Source organism: Pseudomonas sp. RGM2987, from assembly GCF_022952855.1.
Taxonomy (GTDB): Bacteria; Pseudomonadota; Gammaproteobacteria; order Pseudomonadales; family Pseudomonadaceae; genus Aquipseudomonas.
In genome coordinates, this window is the sequence record NZ_JALJDX010000164.1 from 1 (window position 1) to 16,790 (window position 16,790).

Sequence of the window (16,790 nt, forward strand, 5' to 3'; positions counted from 1 at the left end):
ATGACTGGCTATGTCTAGGCGCTCGCACCCGCCCAGGGCCAGCAGTGGTGTAACTTTTGAATTCCCCGCACAAAACCCATGTACACCACAGCCGCCCTGTGGGAGCGGGCTTGCTCGCGATGGCGGCGGTACATTCAACATCAATGCAAACTGACCCACCGCTTTCGCGAGCAAGCCCGCTCCCACAGGGGAGTTGTGGTGGTCACAGGACGTGCGCTCAAAGTCGGGACTTTGCACAAGCCTCAACAAACGCCCTCACCAACGGCGGCACACGACCTTCCAACGCGGCCCGTTCCGGCTGAAACAGCGTCGCGACAAAGAACGGATGATCCCGCAACTCCACGGCCCGCAGCTCGCCGGCCGAATCCCGGGCTACAGCATGCAAACGTTCACCCAACAGCGCCTTTTCAAAATCCGGATTGACCCCGAATCGGCAGTGATAACCCTCGAAAACCGTCTGGCGCCCATACGCCCCGGCAATCAACGAGCCCGCGCTGAGCTGGAGGCTGTCGATGGTTTCAATCAATGCACAGCTCAATGGCGCCACCAGAACCCGCTCAGCCTCGGGAGATGTCTCGCCGTGTGCCGCATCGTCCCAGCCCATCACGTTACGGGCGTATTCCAGCACGGCATGCTGAAAGCCGCCGCAGGTGCCGAGAAAAGGGCGACGCTGTTCGCGGGCAAAACGAATGGCTCCTAAGGCGCCGCCTTCGTCCCGATAAGGGCTACCCGGTACGCACCAGACGCCGTCGAAATCATTCAGCAACGCGTTGTCGGCTATGAGGTCAGTCGCCAGCCATTGGAACCGGATGCCATGGCCGCTATGTTTACCGGCCAGCTCCAAAGCGATGGAAATCGCCCGATGAGCCGTTATCCGCGGGTCGTGATCACCGACCAGGGCGATGTGCAAAGGACGCTGGTTTTCCATGAGAGTCTCGCCGCTTGTTGATTGCTGGTCGCCACTATAGATTGGCGTTCACGCAATCAATATGGGCGTTTATCCAAGTGCTCAATGCAGCCACGCAATACCGTCTGGATTACCCTGATCTATCACTGATCCTGGCGCTGGTCCGTGGCGGCTCGCTGGCACGGGCCTCCCAGCTGTTGAAAGTGGACGTGTCCACGGTCTTTCGTTCAATACGCCGGCTCGAGGCAGCCCTAGGCCAGCCATTGTTCGAAAAAAGCCGTTCCGGGTATTTGCCCACGAGCCTGGCCCAGGCGTTGACCGAACAAGCCGAGCGCGCCGAGCAGGCCTTGGAGGCGGCGCGTATCGGCGTGGAGCAGGGCGGCGAGGTGGTCAGCGGCACGGTGCGCCTGACGTGCACCGACTCGGTCCTGCAAGCGTTGCTGCTGCCGGCGCTGGCGCGGTTCATGCCCGCCTATCCAGCACTGACCCTTGAGCTGAGCACCTCGAACGACTTCGCCAACCTGAGCCGCCGCGATGCCGACATCGCCTTGCGCCTGACCCGCACGCCACCGGAACACTTGGTGGGGCGAAATCTCGGCGGTGTTGTTTATCGGGTGTGCGCGAATCCGCCTTACCTGTCCTCGGTTAACCCGGATGACCTGGCGTCCATGACCTGGATCGCGCCGGACGATTTCCTCCCCGATCACCCCACCGTGACCTGGCGCCGCCAGCACTTTCCCGGCGTGGTGCCGGCTTATCGCTGCAACAGCATGCTCTCGGTCACCGAACTGGTCCGAGCCGGTTTGGGCGTGGCGGCGCTGCCGGACTTTCTGATCGACGCACACCAAGGCTTGATACCCGTTGGCGAACCGCTGGCGGGGTATGACTCGGCGCTTTGGCTCCTGACCCGCCCGGACTGCCGCGCCCTGCGCTCGGTGGTGACCTTGTTCGACGAGTTGGGACGCAACCTGCAGCTGCGCTGAGGATCAGCGCTGATAGCAGGCCAGGAACATGTCGAGTGCCGATTCGATCACCTGTGCCTGTTCAGCCTCGGTCAGGCTCGGTTGGCCCATGGAGATTTGCGGCCAGAACGCGAATATCTTGATCAGCCCATGCACTTGCTGGGCGGCAAAGGCCGGGTCCATGGGTTTCAACCGACCATCAGCGTGGGCCTGACGAATCCAGACAGTCAGGCCTTCTTCGCGTTCGCCCATGCGCCCGACCATGTCCTGGGCCCGCTCGGGAGAGTGAATCGTTGCCGCAATGGCAATGCGCGCCAGATCGAGCAGATTCTCGTCCGCCAGCATGCGCAACTTGACCTGCAGTAACACCCGGAGCTGTTCCCGTAGAGGCTTTTCCGGGCAGTAGACCGTGTCCTGTTCTGCGGAAATGCTGCTCCACAAACGATTCAGAATCTCAGCAAACAGCGCTTCCTTGCTCGGGAAGTGGTTGTACACCGTGCGCTTCGACACACCGGCGGTCGCCGCGATCCTGTCCATGCTGGTGACCTCGAAACCGCTGCTGCGAAACTCGGCAATCGCGGCCTGCAAAATGGCTTCGCGTTTTCGTTCGGTGAGGCGCTGCGGTACGGTCATGGGGCATTCGTCGGTTGAGAGTAGAGAAAATTACACCCGGTAGTTTACTTGCTCCGGGGATTCATGCAATCTAGAAACTACACCGCCTGGTGTAGTTTTACGGAAAATGGCTGATCGTGTACGTCGCAGCCATCCAGCGTCCCACAACGACGAAGCGCAATTACGACGACGTCCTTGGAGTTACCGCACCATGAGCCTTCCTTCTTCCCCGACTGACAACGCGGCTGCCAACCCTGCCTCCCAACACGAACACGGGAAGTATCGCAATCACGCCCATACCCCGCGAGAAGGGTTCGGCCAGATGATGCGCATCATCTGGAACATGCTCCTCCACAAACCGAGCACCACCCGTCCTGCGGGCGCCATCACGGTCCAGCCGCTGACACGCGCCCAATTGCTGGCCGCACCGAACCACAGCGTTTTCCGTCTCGGCCATTCCACCGTGCTGCTCAAGTTGCGCGACAAATTCTGGCTCACCGATCCGGTTTTCTCCGACCGCGCCTCTCCCGTGCAATGGGCTGGCCCCAAGCGCTTCCATCAGCCGCCCATCAGCCTGGAAGACCTGCCGCCCATCGAGGCGGTGATCCTTTCCCACGATCATTACGACCATCTCGACTACCAGGCCATCCTCAAGCTCGCCGGCAAGACCCGGCACTTCCTGACGCCCCTGGGCGTGGGTGACACCCTGGTCAAATGGGGCGTCGAGGCCAGCAAGGTACGTCAGCTGGATTGGTGGCAAGGTACCGAGGTGGACGGCATCGAGTTCATCGCCACGCCTTCGCAGCATTTTTCCGGTCGCGGCCTGCTCGATGGCAACAGCACGCTCTGGGCGTCCTGGGTGATGATCGACGGTGATACGCGGATTTTCTTCAGCGGCGACACCGGTTACTTCGACGGTTTCAAACGCATCGGCGAACGCTACGGGCCCTTTGACCTGACGCTGATGGAAACCGGCGCCTATAACGTCGATTGGCCCCACGTGCATATGCAGCCGGAGCAAACCCTCCAGGCGCATATCGACCTCAAGGGCCGTTGGCTGCTACCGATCCACAACGGCACCTTCGACCTGGCCATGCACGCCTGGTATGAACCCTTCGACCGCATCCTGGCCCTGGCCTGGGAACGCAATGTGTCCATCACCACGCCACAAATGGGCGAAGCCTTCACCCTGGCCCAGCCGCAACGTGGCCGGGCCTGGTGGCTGGACGTGGAGGCCGCGGCCTATCAGAACCAGACCGGCGCGGCGTGACACCTGCTGCAACGCCGACTATTCGATCATCGCGTAGTCGGCCCGTCCCATCGGGTCCGGTGTGGCGCCCTTGATGTTCATGCCACGCCCCGGGGCGAAGCCAGGAAAGAACACGAGACCTTCGGCCTCAAAGCGAAAGGCCAGCGCCAACCGTGTCACGTCGCGCAGTTCGCCCCCGGCTTCAAAGCGTCGGATGGCCTGGACCGAGACGCCGGAGAGCCGGGACAATTCCTCGACACTCCAACCCAGCATGGCGCGGGCCTGCGCACTGTGGGCAGGGGTGAATTGATAGACAGCGATGCGTTCCAGCGTGGTCTTGATTGCAAGAGAGGCCATGGGATTCTCCAAAGCAGTGGATTCAAAAATACTGTGTTTTTGTACAGTTGTTTTGAAGCCGGATCAATCTCATTTTTTGATCAATGACCGGCGGTCTTCTTCAGCCAGGCGCTCGGGGCATGACCCAACACCCGACGGAGTCCAGCGCAAGCTCCACGGCTTCCATCAGCAGCTGGCGCATCAGGGCGACACGCTGATGACCTGGCAACGGGCGTCCGTGACCGTTACGGCGGCCGGTTCGATATACAAGCTTCGCGTGCTGACGCCCAGCATCAGCACTTCATGGGGAACCCCGGGCGGGATCCACACCGCTCGTTGAGGCGGCACTACCCAATTGCCGTCCTCCGTTCTGACCTGCATGACTCCGGTGGCCGGGACGCTGACTTACATGGCCAGGCGGGGTTTACCGAGTTTGATTTGGGACAGTGGTTTGTGGGTATGTGGATTTGCAGGCGTTTGCAGTTTTGACACTAGGCTCGTTAGTGGGGATTCGATTAGCTACGCCATGGATCGGGCGGATACCGGATCGATTTCACGCCGGGTTTATATCGGATTGTTGATCGTCGTGATGTTGGGCATATCGGCGCAGGAAGTTGCTGCGTGGCATTGCTCAAGATTTAGTGAGAGAGGTGGCATATCGATTCTCGGAGGCTGATTCGTCATACTTCGCGCCACTCATTTCGTGAGCTGACGCTCGCTTTTCCAGGAAAATTCCATGTTCAAAGGACTGTTGCTCCTCGCATCCAGCGCCACGTGCCTGCTCGCGCTCTGTTCGACAGCCAGTGCCGAAGGTGGTAGTGGCGTCTTTACCGGCACCTTGGGCACGATGCCGATTGTGATGGGGCTCAACGCGGGTCAAGAGGACGAAGTCATCGGTCGTTATTTCTATGAGAAATACCATCGTGATTTGGGGTTGAGCGGCTCGCAGCAAGGAAAGACCCTGACGCTGGTGGAGGGCGGTACCCGTTACGACGACGGCCAATCGCTGCCAACCCTGACGCTGCAAAAAACGGCCAACGGCTGGCAGGGTGAATGGAAAAGTCTCAAGGGCAAGGTTCTGCCCGTGCAGTTGACCGAGGCCAGGCTCCCGGCACCTGGGGCTGATCTTTCCCCCGTTATCGCCGAGCTGCAAAAAAGTGATCCTTATGAGTATCTCCGCCTGCAAGGTTTGAAACTCAAACCGGGTAAGAAAGAATCTTTCATGGGTCATGACTTGCAATGGTGGACGGAGCCACAATCCGGTATTTCCATGTTCAGCGTCGAGTCCGGCTACTCGAAAGATGAACTGCAGCGGGTCAATCGGAAATTGTTGGGACGGCTCTGGACCGAAGTCATCAGCTACCACGGCTGTCTGTTGCAGGGCGGGGATAATGCCGAGTTTGACCAAGGCGTCGCGCCCAAATTCCTATCGCCCGATGTGATCAGCCTGAACATTTCCACAAGTTACTACTGCGGCGGCGTGCATCCGGATTTTGGCAATTCGCCGCTCAATCTCGACGCTCACACCGGCCACAGTTTGTCGCTGGAGGATGTGCTCTGGGTTGGCCCAGGTAAGCCACCGCTGCACGCCAGCCACGACGATGGAAGTGATGCCCCGTTGACCGATGAAGAGAGCAAGGCGCGATACACTTACCAACGCGAGGTGTTTGTGCCATGGCTGGTCAAGCAACTCACCGCGCTGTACCCCGACGAGATGCTGAAACCAACGGATGAAGATAGCTGCGACTACACCGATGAAGGCGTCTGGGGATATTCCAATTGGTACTTCACCGAAAAGGGTTTGTACCTGGGACCGTTCTTCGACCGCGCGCAACGCGAGTGTGATGACCCAGGCTGGTCGGTGCTGCCATACGCAGTCGTAAAACAACACCCCGGTGCGATAAAACTTCAATTGCCCGGGACTGGTGACTAGCCCTCAGCCAAGCCGGGTGCCTCCCGAATAATGAAGTGATCCAGGTTCTCGATATTGGCACTGAACACCCCGAACGTTTCCTCGGGGTTCTTCTTGCTCGGCACCTGTTTCAACTCCGGCGTCACGCCATAAAAGAAGCAATACAACGGCGCGTCACTGTCGGCGGCGTGCTTGATCTCTTCCAGAAACGCCTTGCGCTTGCGGTAGTTGTCGATCAGCTTCTTGCTCAGGTAAACGTTGACCGAGTAAGGCTTCTTCTTCGCCTCGCCAGGTAGCTTGGCCCAGACCTTTTGCTCGAAATCGACGCGAAAACTGGCGCTGTGATAATCCTCGATCTTTTTGATCTTGCCCCAGTAGATCAGCCCTTTGTTATCCAGCAGAAACTCGATCTTCTTGAAAAACGAACTGTAGGGCGCCGTGTGCTCGCCAATCTTCAGCGGCATGCGCTTGAGCAGATCCTTGTCGGCGAAGTTCGAGACGAAACACTCCACCGGGTGAGCGAAGACACTGGTCTTGTCCGGTGCTGAACCGCGGCTCGGTTGCTCGACATGACTCGCAGGTGAAGGCGCTCGTTCGTCACCCATGACATCCACCACCACCGCAGGGTTGGATGGCTTGCGCACATACTCACGGCGAGTCAGCAGCAACTCCGACGGGAAATGCTCCTCCCGACCGTCATCCGTTTCCGAACCTTCCGCCTCCAGCCCCGACGCCGGTGCTTTCAGGCTGACGTAAGGACAGCCTTCGATGTGCCGCGTACTGGGAATGTTCTTGAAATGCGGCGTTCGCACGTAGCGCACATTCTTGGCATTGAACGTTCCCAGCACATTCCCCAGATCAAACGCCGCCCGACAGGCATCGTTGGGGCACTGGAAATGGTCCTTCGCGGAATCGAACGCGACCGTCTCGTCAAAATTCAAATCGCGCACGTCATAGATCGACAGCTTTTCGTCGAGGCTGAGGCAGTGGGCGAGGTCGAATTTCATGATGGGGCTCGGGTCCTGAGTGGGGTGGGTATTAATAGCGGGTTGTGGGGGGGAGTTGCACGGGGTGTTTTCAGCCATGCGCAAATTTTCCACAATCCTTGATCACCGCTGTGCAGAAGACACGATGTTGACAGGCGGTCAGTTCGACCTCTTGTTCAGCGGCTTTTTTGGACTTAGGCTAGCTTAGCTAATTAGGTAGGAGGTGTCCTATGAGTGAACTGGTGCAAGTAAACATGCACGAAGCCAAGTCCCAGCTTTCCCAACTGGCTGAGCGCGCATGGCATGGCGACAGAGTGGTGATCGCCAAGGCCGGCAAACCCTATTTGGATCTGCTGCCCCATGTCGATACACCTCGTGTCCGCAAGCCTGGGCGATTGAAGGGAAAGATCCGTATGTCTGCGGATTTTGACAAAACTCCTGAGGACATAATTGAAGGATTTGAGGGCAGCTTATGAGGCGCTTGTTGTTGGACACTCATGCGTTGCTTTGGTGGCTGTCCGATGATCCCGCACTGGGCCCCGATACTCGACTGATGATCGGGGAGCCGCGTAATCAGGTCTTGGTGAGCGCTGCTTCCATCTGGGAAATATCGATCAAGCAGGCTAAAGGGATGCTAGAGGCTCCTGAGGATCTGGAAGCGTTGGTGGAGGACGAGGGTTTTACCAAGCTGCCGATTTCGCTGTTCCACGGGCAGCAGGCGGGCAAGTTGCCAGAGATCCATCGTGATCCGTTTGATCGGATGTTGATCGCCCAAGCTCAGGCGGAAGGGCTTGAGTTAGTCACGGCAGACGGGATTATTCCTCGGTACGGGGTGCGGGTGGTTTCAGCGCGGTTATGAAGGAGCACTACTTAACCCAACCCCGCCTCCGAGCTTGTGGCAAGTGAGAAGCAGCGGATCCGGGCCTCAATGCTGGTACTGACGGCCTCGGTGCCTCTAGTTATTTCGAATAGAAATAGGTGGAGATCGATTTTCCATTTTTGGGTATGTCATCAACATGGATTGGGATGATCTGAAGGTTTTTATCTTCGTCGCTAAATCGAACAACGTGACCGAGGCGGGAGTCTCGCTCAAGGTTTCGGCCTCGACGGTGTCGCGCAAGATCGCGGCGCTTGAGGAATCGCTCGGTACGGTATTGTTTTCGAAGAAGACTAACGGTTACTTCCTGACTGAAGCGGGAAGAGCGCTGCTGCCATTGGCACTGGAAACGGAGGAGCGTTTCAAACTGATCGAGCGACATATGTCGCAACCGGGTGATCGAATGGCGGGACAGGTGCGCATTGATTGTCCGGAACTCATGGGCACGCACTTGATCATTCCGCAACTCGCGGTATTTCATGATCAGCACCCCGAGATCAGCTTTGACTTCATTAACTCGGCGGTGTCGTCGAAACTCACGCAGAGCCACAGCGACATCATTATCCGCTTGCGCAGACCGGAGAACGGTAACTTCACCATGCGCCGGGTCGGGACACTGATGCAGGGGCTTTTCTGCTCCCAGGCCTATGCCGATGCCAACGGTCTGCCGGCCGAACCCGCCGACCTCAAGCACCACAGCCTGATCGGCTGGACCGAAGAAATGTCGTATATGCCGCTCGCCCAGTGGTTGAGCGAAATGACCGGAGACCAGAAGCTGTGGATGCGCGTTTCAAACCTGAATGCGCAGCTCAAGGCAGTCGAAGCCGACCTGGGGATTGCCGCGCTACCCGCCTATGTCGCACACCAGTCCGGTCTGTGCCAGGTATTGGCCCATCGCCCTGCTCGGCGCTCGGAAATCTGGTTGCTGCGCAATCAGGCGACCCAGGGTGTGAGCCGCGTTGACCGAGTGGTGGAATATCTGACGGAGCTGTTTCACGGCAAAGCGGTCGGCATGCACTGACGGCCGTCTTACCGCGAGGTCATGGCACCAGAATCAATGAACCCTGGGTTTGGCGGTATTGCATGACGCAGTGGGCCTGGGCAGCGAAGACAATTCCATGAGTCTGGGTCATGGGAGCCTCCTTAAAGCGGGCCGATGCGCAGGAAGATCCATACAGCAACCGCTATCAGCATCAGGCCGAACGCAGCGTTCTGAAACATCAGCAATTTGGGGCGGGACTGGATCAGCTTCTGCACGGTCGACCCCATCGACACCCAGATGACATGCGAGAAGAAGTTCAGCGAAATCAGCGCCGCACTGAGGATCAACACGACAGTGCTGCTGGTCTCGCCGGAAGGCATGAACGTGGAAAACATCACCAGCAACATCACGATCCCTTGCACGTTGCCCAGTTGTACAACAATGCCGTCCCGAAACTGCAGGTGCATAGCCTTGTCGGTGGGCGCTTTGAGTGGACGACGCAGCATGCGCACACCCAGCCACAAGATGTAGAAACTGCCCACCACTTGCAGCGCCCATACCAGCGTCGGATTGTTCGTCAGCGTGTGATAAAGGCCCAAGCCGACCAGCACGGCGATCAGGAAGTAAGTAATGTCGAGCCCAACGATAAACCGCACTGAACGACGTACACCGCTTTGCGCCCCCGACGTCGCCACCATCAAGTTGCCAGGGCCTGCACTCAGGGTCAGCGGAACCATGGTCGATAGCCAAAGCAGCCAGTTGATGCTGAAAATTTCTTGCATGTTGTCTTCCTTAATCACAACGCGGACTTCACTCTCGCAAGTCTAATTCGCAGTTGCTTCTAAGGTTATAGCGAAGAGCGCAAGGCGGTTTCCCATAAATGGGGGAAGCGTGGTGAGGAGGAGGGTGGTACCCGTGACCTTGAGTGAACCGACGTTTCGAGAAGGCCAAGCTGCTCGGGCGCGGGGCATCTGATGGTCTGAGCCGCATCAGGCTTAGCTCAATCGGCATCATGATGCCGATTCACCGCTAGGTTCTGCCAGTAATCGGAATTATATTGCTGGCGTAGGGGCTTTGAGTGAGACTAACCGGCATCAAAGTTCCGGTTGCGGTGAAAATGTCAGAACATCTCACTATCCAGACTTACGTTGAAGGCCGTTGGCACGAGGCCGCGGTTTTCACTATGTCGAACGTCCAGAAGGTTGATGAGGCGCGATGCAGCGTATCTTACGACCAACATTACCTAGTCAACTTCATCCATAAGCTGGAGACCCCTTTCGAACACGCCATCAGCGTAAACCTTCCGCTGAGCTGGAACCCTGTCGATAGCAAAGGTTATCCCCCTTTTGTCTACGACATCATACCGGCCGGTGCTGCTCGTAAATCTCTGCAGAAGCGATTCGGTGGGGAAAAACCTGATGGCATGGACATGGGCTTTTTCCTCCTGAGTCGCTGCACGCCTTCACCCATTGGACACTTGCGCGTGAAGGAGTCTTTCGAGCAAATCGATCAGACTCGCAAGGAGGCTTTTGCCCGCAAAGAGGTTGTAGACCGGACCAGTGACTTTCTCGAATACGCCTATGAATCTGGCGCTGCTCTCGGCGGTGCCACGGGCGCCCAGGGCGAAGCGCCGAAGCTGATTATGGTCGAAGGCGAAGATGGCGCCCTGTATGCCGACGCCATGCTTGCCGACGAGCATGCGCGCCGTCATTGGCTGGTGAAGTTTGCTCGCAACCAGGCCACTGAACGCGACAAGAACATCCTGCGAACGGAATACCACTACTACAAAGCAATCTCTCAACTTGGTTTGAACACGATAGCCACAGATGGACTTGTGCTTGAGGAAGCCGACAAGCCGAGCCTGTGGATGCCGCGCTTTGATCGGCGAGTCGCTGACGGCGCGGTAGAAAGAATTCCGGTCGAGTCGATTTATTCGGTGTGCGGGAACACCGAACCGGGTTCGAGGATGAGCCATGAGGACGTGCTCCGCCGCCTGGAAAGCCTGTGGCGCATGAACGGGCAGGACGCAGAGCTTGAGGACCTGGTGTTCGAGTACCTGCGCCGTGACCTGCTCAACCGCATCCTTGGGAACTCGGACAATCATGGCCGCAACATGGCCATTTTCAGGTATCAGAACAAGTTCGAGCTGGCGCCGATCTACGACCTCGCGCCAATGGTGCTCGACCCGGAAGGCGTTACGCGAGCCACTAAGTGGGAGTCCGAGCACATGGGGAGTCCAGACTGGAAAACGATCTGCGGATGTTTCCAGGACTTGGTAAGCCCTGAAGTGCTCTTCGAGCGTCTTCGTGGAGCGGCTGAGACGTTTCGGGCTTTACCGGATCTGCTGGTCGATCTTCCAGAGGAAGTGAGGCGTGCTCAGTCTATTCCGATGAACAATCTGGACAAGCGCCTGGTTGAGTGGGGGCTTCGATGAACGATAACTCCCCCGAACGGCGCAAGGAAATCATTGAAGACATCGCGATGCAGCACGCTACAGGGAAGGAAACCCTCGGAACCGCTGTTCGCCGGTTAAGGCTTGAGGTAACCGGTCTGGACCAGGACACCTTTGCGCTGATGTGCAAGATGTCGACTAAAGCCCTGTACCAGATCGAGAAGGACAAGGGTAATCCGACCCTCAGCACCATCGAATCCATTTTGCGGAAGTTCGGTCTTCGCCTGGGAATGACCATGGCGCCCCAACCCATTTATGCGCCGCCGCCTGACCAGCACAAGCCTGCCTCGAACGCGCCGACTCGTGGCGTTAGGCCTCGGCGCAAGCAAGCTGATTAGCGCAGTAGAACAGACTACTCTGCGAGTCAGCGCAAAGGCCAAGGATAGCGACAAGGGTTGGGCGACGAATGATGGCACGTCCCAACCTGATCAATTCGCTAATCACCGCACCCATCAAGCCCGGCACCGCCCTTGTGGCGAGGGGATTTATCCCCGCTGGGCTGCGAAGCAGCTCCAAATTCATATCACCAACCAAAAACCGTCGCCCGAACACGGACGACGGCTTCTAATTGAGTGGTCAAAACCCTCGCAAAATCCGCGACGCCTTCCGCCACCAGGGTTCATGTTGGTTAAACGGATCATCCACCAGCACCGCCGGCATATCCCGCAAGCGAATCCACGGCTCATCCTGCCAATGCAGCATGCAGAGCGACATCTTCGGCCAATCCAGCACACTCAACGTGGGACGCTCTACCCTATGCGAGAAGCGCTCATCGCGTAGCGTGGGCACCACCTGATGGGTGATCCACTCACGCAGCAACCGATACTCGGGACAGTAGTGATAAATCAGCAACGCATACACGCCTGACTCGCTCAGCATCAGACGTTCTTCGGTCAACCCTTGGATATGCACGAACATCATCCGGCGCTGGTCAGGGTCGAGCTTGCGTGTCATTCGCTCGTCGAGGTGCTTGCTCATCAAACGCCCCAGATCGGATGCGCTGAACCAAGCCTGGTTTTCAACTAGGAGAGCGTGCAGATGGATATTGTGACGAATGAATTGAGTAGGGATCAGCGGATCAGACATGACAGACCTCCAGAAGCGGCTGTGCATGAGCTGGCGAGCGGGTAGGGCTGGTTACCTTCATCGTGAAGGTCAGGTTTACAGGCATATCCTTTACCTCTGTGTGGTGTCAGCTTTCTTAAGGCTGGGTGCCGGGAGCTAAGAAACCCCACACAGAGGGCCGGATTTATTCCCCTTTCGGGTCTTGTATTCGCCCACTCCCGGCATAACAGAGATTTTTGATGCGCACGAAGAGGCCGTAGGCACAAAAAAGCCGCTACTGTCGGGTGCGGTTGGTCCGCTGTGTGAGGTGTTTCTTAGGCACCGTCTTTAGAGGTTATGGCGCAAAGGAAAGGTGGTCAAGACGGATTTCGACCTATTGAGGTTTTTTGCAAAAAAGGAGAATTGTCCTACGATTCTATTGCGTTGAAGACGCAAGAATAGGTGTAGGTTTTTTATTAATTATTGATTTAACTTTTCGAGTATTTTTGATGTTATATTTGTGAATAATTCTCGGTGCGTAATTGAGATGCTGCTACAAAACATAAATATGGCGTGCTCAATCGTGATGCCAAGTAGTTTGGCTACTTCATAGAATTCTCTATGTTTTCCTGCGCGTATCCCTGCGTCAATTATGTTAACTAGCTCATTTTTTTCAGTGCTTGAAATCATGGATAGCGTGTCGGGGTGTTCTCGGCATTTTTGCATTATCCAGAGTTCGGGCCATGTGTCTCCAGGTAAGTATTCTGTTTTTGATTTAAACCAGTTGTCAAAATTAGCGTCTGTTTTTTCTGATGTTCTAAGTGTTAGGTTTCTATTGTTGGCTTCTTTGGTGCGCTGGTCGCCATCATATATTATAAGGCTTTTACTGTTGTTGGTTCGGCGATGTAATGCGGCTAATTGAATGCAAAGCGCCGTGGCTGATCCTATGTACTCAATATTTATTCTTGCTCGAATGTTGCTGGGGATTACTGCAGAGAGTAAGGCTTGGGCGATATTGTCCTCAACAAAAACATCTACTTCTCTGGTGTGCTCCGAACTCAATTTTGAAAATGCATACTCTGCTGATACGCCCATCTTTGCAACTGTTTGGTTTCCGTTATTCTCAATGAAAAACCTGGCGTCATGAGGGAGGCACTCAAAAATCTCCTTCGAGTGAGTTGTGCAAATTATTTGGATTTTTCTGTCTAGGCATACACTTTTTAGCTCGTCAATAAATCGCTTCTGAGCCTCAATGTGGAGCCCTAATTCAATTTCGTCAATTACGAACAAGGCTCCTTCAGGGCAGCTAAATATAGTGGAAAATATTTCAAATAATGCATTTTCACCTGCGCCCATGTTAAATCCGGAAAACGAAATGCCTGAAGATTTTGCAAGAGGAAGTCGATACTTGGAGTGTGACGTTAATCTAAACTCCTCGTAGTCTTTATTAAGTATTCTTCCTACAATTTCTTTTACTGAGTTTTCCCATCCCTTCGGTGAGGTGCTGAGAAAGCGCCTCTTATAACTTCTTGATTGGCTTTTTTCACTATGTGGGACAATTCGTTCAATTCCAATGAAAATACAATTGCGTTCGACCCTGGAAGCGTAGTCGCTCCATTTTCCTCCTTTCTTTTTTCTCCTGATTTGTGTGCCGATTAAAGTCGAGTCTTTGTTTGTGCTTGTTATTCTCCAATTGTTGTGTGCGAAATTAAAAACAATGGTAATACCTTCCGGGGAGACTTCTTCAGTATGCTGAATAAAAAAATCAGCAAAAGTATAATAAGGGCGTCTACGGTTGGACGCCTTAAAACCATCTTTGGTGTTGTGGTAGGCGCAGCAGGCAATAGCGAGTATGGTTGACTTTCCGCATCCATTTTTTCCGGCAATTCCTATTAGCGGGAAGTCAATCGGCAGGTCAAGTTTAGACACGCCTCTGATATTTCCCTGGTGGACCTTTATTCGGCGGAGATGTGTATGCGTGAAATCATTAATAAACCATTTTCTTAGTTTCCTATCTTTTTCGCTTTCGCTGTACTTCACGTCTTCCATATCCCTAGTGGCTACAGAGCTAAAATTTACTACGTAATATCTACATCTTGAGCCATCTCTCGCTTGAGAATAGTGGCGTATTGCCTTTCTGTCTAGATGGTATGTTTTTTCAAAAAAAAAGGGGTGCTACGTTTCGTTAGCACCCCTGAACGCATGAGATGGATTCAATCCCAGCTCAAAGCCCCACCCGTCTGATACTCAATCACCCGCGTCTCAAAGAAATTCTTCTCTTTCTTCAAGTCCATGATTTCGCTCATCCAAGGGAACGGGTTCGTAGTGCCCGGATATTCCTCTTTCAACCCAATCTGCGACAACCGACGGTTAGCGATGAACTTGAGGTAGTCCTCCATCATCGCTGCGTTCATGCCCAGCACGCCGCGAGGCATGGTGTCGCGGGCGTATTCGATTTCCAGTTGAGTGCCTTGCAGGATCATCTGGGTCGCTTCTTCCTTCATTTCGGCGTCCCACAGGTGCGGGTTTTCGATTTTGATCTGGTTGATCACGTCGATGCCGAAGTTCAGGTGCATGGATTCGTCGCGCAGGATGTATTGGAACTGCTCGGCGACGCCGGTCATTTTGTTGCGGCGGCCCATGGAGAGGATCTGGGTGAAGCCGCAGTAGAAGAAGATGCCTTCCAGGACGCAGTAGTAGGCGATCAGGTTGCGCAGCAGCTCTTTATCGGTGTCCGGTGTGCCGGTTTCGAACTTCGGATCGGAGATCGAGCGGGTGTATTTCAGGCCCCAGGCGGCTTTTTTCGCGACCGATGGGATCTCGTGGTACATGTTGAAGATCTCGCCTTCATCCATGGCCAGCGATTCGATGCAGTACTGGTAGGCGTGGGTGTGGATCGCCTCTTCGAAGGCCTGGCGCAGGATGTACTGGCGGCACTCCGGGTTGGTGATCAGGCGGTACACGGCCAGGACCAGGTTGTTGGCAACCAGGGAGTCGGCGGTGGAGAAGAAGCCCAGGTTGCGCATGACGATGCGGCGCTCGTCGTCGGTCAGGCCTTCCGGGTTTTTCCAGAGGGCGATGTCGGCGGTCATGTTGACTTCTTGCGGCATCCAGTGGTTTGCGCAGCCGTCCAGGTACTTCTGCCAGGCCCAGTCGTATTTGAAGGGCACGAGCTGGTTGAGGTCGGCGCGGCAGTTGATCATGCGCTTTTCATCGACGGCGACACGGGCGGAGGCGCCTTCGAGTTCGGCGAGGCCTTCGGCGACGTCGAGTTTGTCGAGGGCGGCCTTGGCGCGAATGATCGCGGCCGAGTCGCTGGCCGTCACGGCGCGGGCTTCGAGCGCGGCGGCACCGCCGGCGCTGTCGAGGCGGTCCATGTTGGCTTCAGCGGCGTGGCCGGCATTGGCGCCTTTTACAGCGACTTCGCCGTCTTCTTTGTCGAATTCGTCCCAGCTCAGCATGACGTGTCGTCTCCTGCGTGAGGGCCAGAAGCCTGGGAAGGCCTGCTGGCGGCGGTGGATCTTGGAAAATCGTTTCTTGCAGCTGACGCAGGCAATAAACAGAAAAATGTACGGGGCTTGCTGAAGCGACGATGAACGCAGGGAGGCAATTGGCCCCAGCGCGGGCTTCAGGCTGGCGTGATCCCTGTAAGGGAATATTGCAGGCCCGTTTAGGGCGGCATTATAAGGACTTTTTTGCCTACGTGGTGCGGCGAAATGGCCCACGGAGGAGGCGGCCGTGGTCGGATTCGCATAGGAGCGAGGGTTTACAAGGCTTTGGCGGTTATAGAATTTTTTTGCATGAATCGGATGGCATGATTTTTTGATCAAAAAATGAGCTGATTTTGCGTTTTTACACTACATGTTGTGTTTGGGGAGGGGTTTCGACGTCATCAGACACAACCAGGCCCGATCGGAATCGGGCCCTGGAAAATACCGGTAATGATCATAATGCTGTTCACTTAAGGAAACCACTGAACCCGTGGCGAGGGAGCTTGCTCCCGCTGGGTTGCGTAGCAGCCCCATTTTTTGTGAGTGCTGCGCACTGGAGCGCCAGCCCGGTCAAGCGGGAGCAAGCTCCCTCGCCACATGTTCATCTACTTTCTTAAGTGAACGGCATTACGGTAATGATCAACCGTTGGAGCAGCCGTTGCCCATCACGCTGTAGCGCAGGATGTGGCGCTGGCCCTTGGAGTCCACGTATTCCATCGTCGCCGGCACCACTTCGCAGACGTTCGGGATCTCGCTCATGGAGATGACTTTGGCGATGTCCAGGTGGGTGGAGTAGGTGTATTCCTCGATCGCTGGTTTTTGCTGTGCGACATCGGTCGGGGCTTCGTCTGCCATGGCGGTGGCGCACAGGCTGCCGAGGACCAGAACCCATAGAGCTTTCATTTGTGTCACCTTTTCTGAGGTCGAGTGGGGTCACGCAACCTTTTTGGGGTTGCGTGTGGAGCAAGTAGTGGAAGTTT

17 protein-coding genes and 2 pseudogenes are annotated in these 16,790 nt (G+C 55.8%); 9 read left to right on the forward strand and 10 right to left on the reverse strand.

All coding sequences use genetic code 11. From position 1 onward, the window contains the following. Positions 1-217: 217 nt before the first annotated feature. Positions 218-928 carry a CTP synthase gene (locus RGM2987_RS07900; RefSeq protein ID WP_245139539.1) on the reverse strand — a complete coding sequence of 237 codons (711 nt, stop codon included), beginning with the start codon at positions 926-928 and terminating at the stop codon, positions 218-220. 14 nt (positions 929-942) lie between these two features. Here RGM2987_RS07900 and RGM2987_RS07905 point away from each other — a divergent pair, with 14 nt between their 5' ends. After that, positions 943-1,890 (forward strand): LysR family transcriptional regulator, encoded by a 948-nt coding sequence (locus RGM2987_RS07905; protein WP_245139540.1) that lies wholly within the window; start codon positions 943-945, stop codon positions 1,888-1,890. A gap of 3 nt (positions 1,891-1,893) precedes the next feature. Here RGM2987_RS07905 and RGM2987_RS07910 read toward each other — a convergent pair whose 3' ends face one another. Continuing rightward, on the reverse strand, positions 1,894-2,502 hold the full coding sequence (locus tag RGM2987_RS07910; protein ID WP_245139541.1) for a TetR/AcrR family transcriptional regulator: 609 nt from the start codon (positions 2,500-2,502) through the stop codon (positions 1,894-1,896). 190 nt (positions 2,503-2,692) lie between these two features. Between RGM2987_RS07910 and RGM2987_RS07915 the strand changes: the two genes are divergently transcribed. Next, positions 2,693-3,751 (forward strand): MBL fold metallo-hydrolase, encoded by a 1,059-nt coding sequence (locus RGM2987_RS07915; RefSeq protein ID WP_245139542.1) that lies wholly within the window; start codon positions 2,693-2,695, stop codon positions 3,749-3,751. Positions 3,752-3,769: 18 nt separating this feature from the next. Here RGM2987_RS07915 and RGM2987_RS07920 read toward each other — a convergent pair whose 3' ends face one another. Beyond that, positions 3,770-4,087 (reverse strand): helix-turn-helix transcriptional regulator, encoded by a 318-nt coding sequence (locus tag RGM2987_RS07920; RefSeq protein WP_245139543.1) that lies wholly within the window; start codon positions 4,085-4,087, stop codon positions 3,770-3,772. A gap of 142 nt (positions 4,088-4,229) precedes the next feature. Beyond that, positions 4,230-4,459, reverse strand: a pseudogene (locus RGM2987_RS07925) (AraC family ligand binding domain-containing protein); the annotation flags it as partial. Here RGM2987_RS07925 and RGM2987_RS07930 point away from each other — a divergent pair. Both RGM2987_RS07930 and RGM2987_RS07935 read left to right on the forward strand, forming a co-directional pair. After that, a pseudogene (locus RGM2987_RS07930) lies at positions 4,455-4,742 on the forward strand (hypothetical protein); the annotation flags it as partial. The pseudogenes RGM2987_RS07925 and RGM2987_RS07930 sit on opposite strands and share 5 nt — an antisense overlap. A 60-nt stretch (positions 4,743-4,802) precedes the next feature. Beyond that, positions 4,803-5,999, forward strand: coding sequence for a hypothetical protein (locus RGM2987_RS07935; protein WP_245139544.1), 1,197 nt, complete (start codon positions 4,803-4,805; stop codon positions 5,997-5,999). Here the strand turns inward: RGM2987_RS07935 and RGM2987_RS07940 are convergent. After that, the gene (locus RGM2987_RS07940; RefSeq protein ID WP_245139545.1) at positions 5,996-6,985 is read right to left on the reverse strand and encodes a hypothetical protein; all 990 of its coding nucleotides are present in this window, start codon (positions 6,983-6,985) and stop codon (positions 5,996-5,998) included. The genes RGM2987_RS07935 and RGM2987_RS07940 overlap by 4 nt on opposite strands. Positions 6,986-7,194: 209 nt before the next feature. On the opposite strand from RGM2987_RS07940, the gene RGM2987_RS07945 reads away from it, so the two are divergent. The 3 genes from RGM2987_RS07945 (at position 7,195) to RGM2987_RS07955 (ending at position 8,862) form a co-directional block, all read left to right on the forward strand. Then, a complete protein-coding gene (locus RGM2987_RS07945) occupies positions 7,195-7,440 on the forward strand; it encodes a type II toxin-antitoxin system prevent-host-death family antitoxin (protein WP_245139546.1) in 246 nt (81 codons plus the stop codon). Positions 7,441-7,451: 11 nt separating this feature from the next. Then, a complete protein-coding gene (locus RGM2987_RS07950) occupies positions 7,452-7,823 on the forward strand; it encodes a type II toxin-antitoxin system VapC family toxin (RefSeq protein ID WP_245139547.1) in 372 nt (123 codons plus the stop codon). Positions 7,824-7,980: 157 nt separating this feature from the next. Continuing rightward, positions 7,981-8,862, forward strand: coding sequence for a LysR family transcriptional regulator (locus RGM2987_RS07955; protein WP_245139548.1), 882 nt, complete (start codon positions 7,981-7,983; stop codon positions 8,860-8,862). Positions 8,863-8,984: 122 nt separating this feature from the next. On the opposite strand, the gene RGM2987_RS07960 is transcribed toward RGM2987_RS07955, so the two are convergent. Next, a complete protein-coding gene (locus RGM2987_RS07960; RefSeq protein ID WP_245139549.1) occupies positions 8,985-9,605 on the reverse strand; it encodes a LysE family translocator in 621 nt (206 codons plus the stop codon). Positions 9,606-9,940: 335 nt separating this feature from the next. Between RGM2987_RS07960 and RGM2987_RS07965 the strand changes: the two genes are divergently transcribed. Next, positions 9,941-11,257: a HipA domain-containing protein gene (locus RGM2987_RS07965; RefSeq protein ID WP_245139566.1), complete on the forward strand. Its 1,317-nt coding sequence runs from the start codon at positions 9,941-9,943 to the stop codon at positions 11,255-11,257. Beyond that, positions 11,254-11,613, forward strand: coding sequence for a helix-turn-helix transcriptional regulator (locus tag RGM2987_RS07970; protein WP_245139550.1), 360 nt, complete (start codon positions 11,254-11,256; stop codon positions 11,611-11,613). Before RGM2987_RS07965 ends, RGM2987_RS07970 begins: the two co-directional genes overlap by 4 nt. Before the next feature lie 238 nt (positions 11,614-11,851). Here RGM2987_RS07970 and RGM2987_RS07975 read toward each other — a convergent pair whose 3' ends face one another. From RGM2987_RS07975 to RGM2987_RS07990, 4 genes are all read right to left on the reverse strand, one after another. Beyond that, on the reverse strand, positions 11,852-12,361 hold the full coding sequence (locus RGM2987_RS07975; RefSeq protein WP_245139551.1) for a Bro-N domain-containing protein: 510 nt from the start codon (positions 12,359-12,361) through the stop codon (positions 11,852-11,854). A 438-nt stretch (positions 12,362-12,799) separates the two neighbouring features. After that, positions 12,800-14,359, reverse strand: coding sequence for an AAA family ATPase (locus tag RGM2987_RS07980; protein ID WP_245139552.1), 1,560 nt, complete (start codon positions 14,357-14,359; stop codon positions 12,800-12,802). Positions 14,360-14,532: 173 nt separating this feature from the next. Continuing rightward, a complete protein-coding gene (locus RGM2987_RS07985; protein WP_245139553.1) occupies positions 14,533-15,780 on the reverse strand; it encodes a ribonucleotide-diphosphate reductase subunit beta in 1,248 nt (415 codons plus the stop codon). A 669-nt stretch (positions 15,781-16,449) separates the two neighbouring features. Beyond that, positions 16,450-16,713: a DUF2790 domain-containing protein gene (locus RGM2987_RS07990; RefSeq protein ID WP_245139554.1), complete on the reverse strand. Its 264-nt coding sequence runs from the start codon at positions 16,711-16,713 to the stop codon at positions 16,450-16,452. Positions 16,714-16,790: the final 77 nt, after the last annotated feature.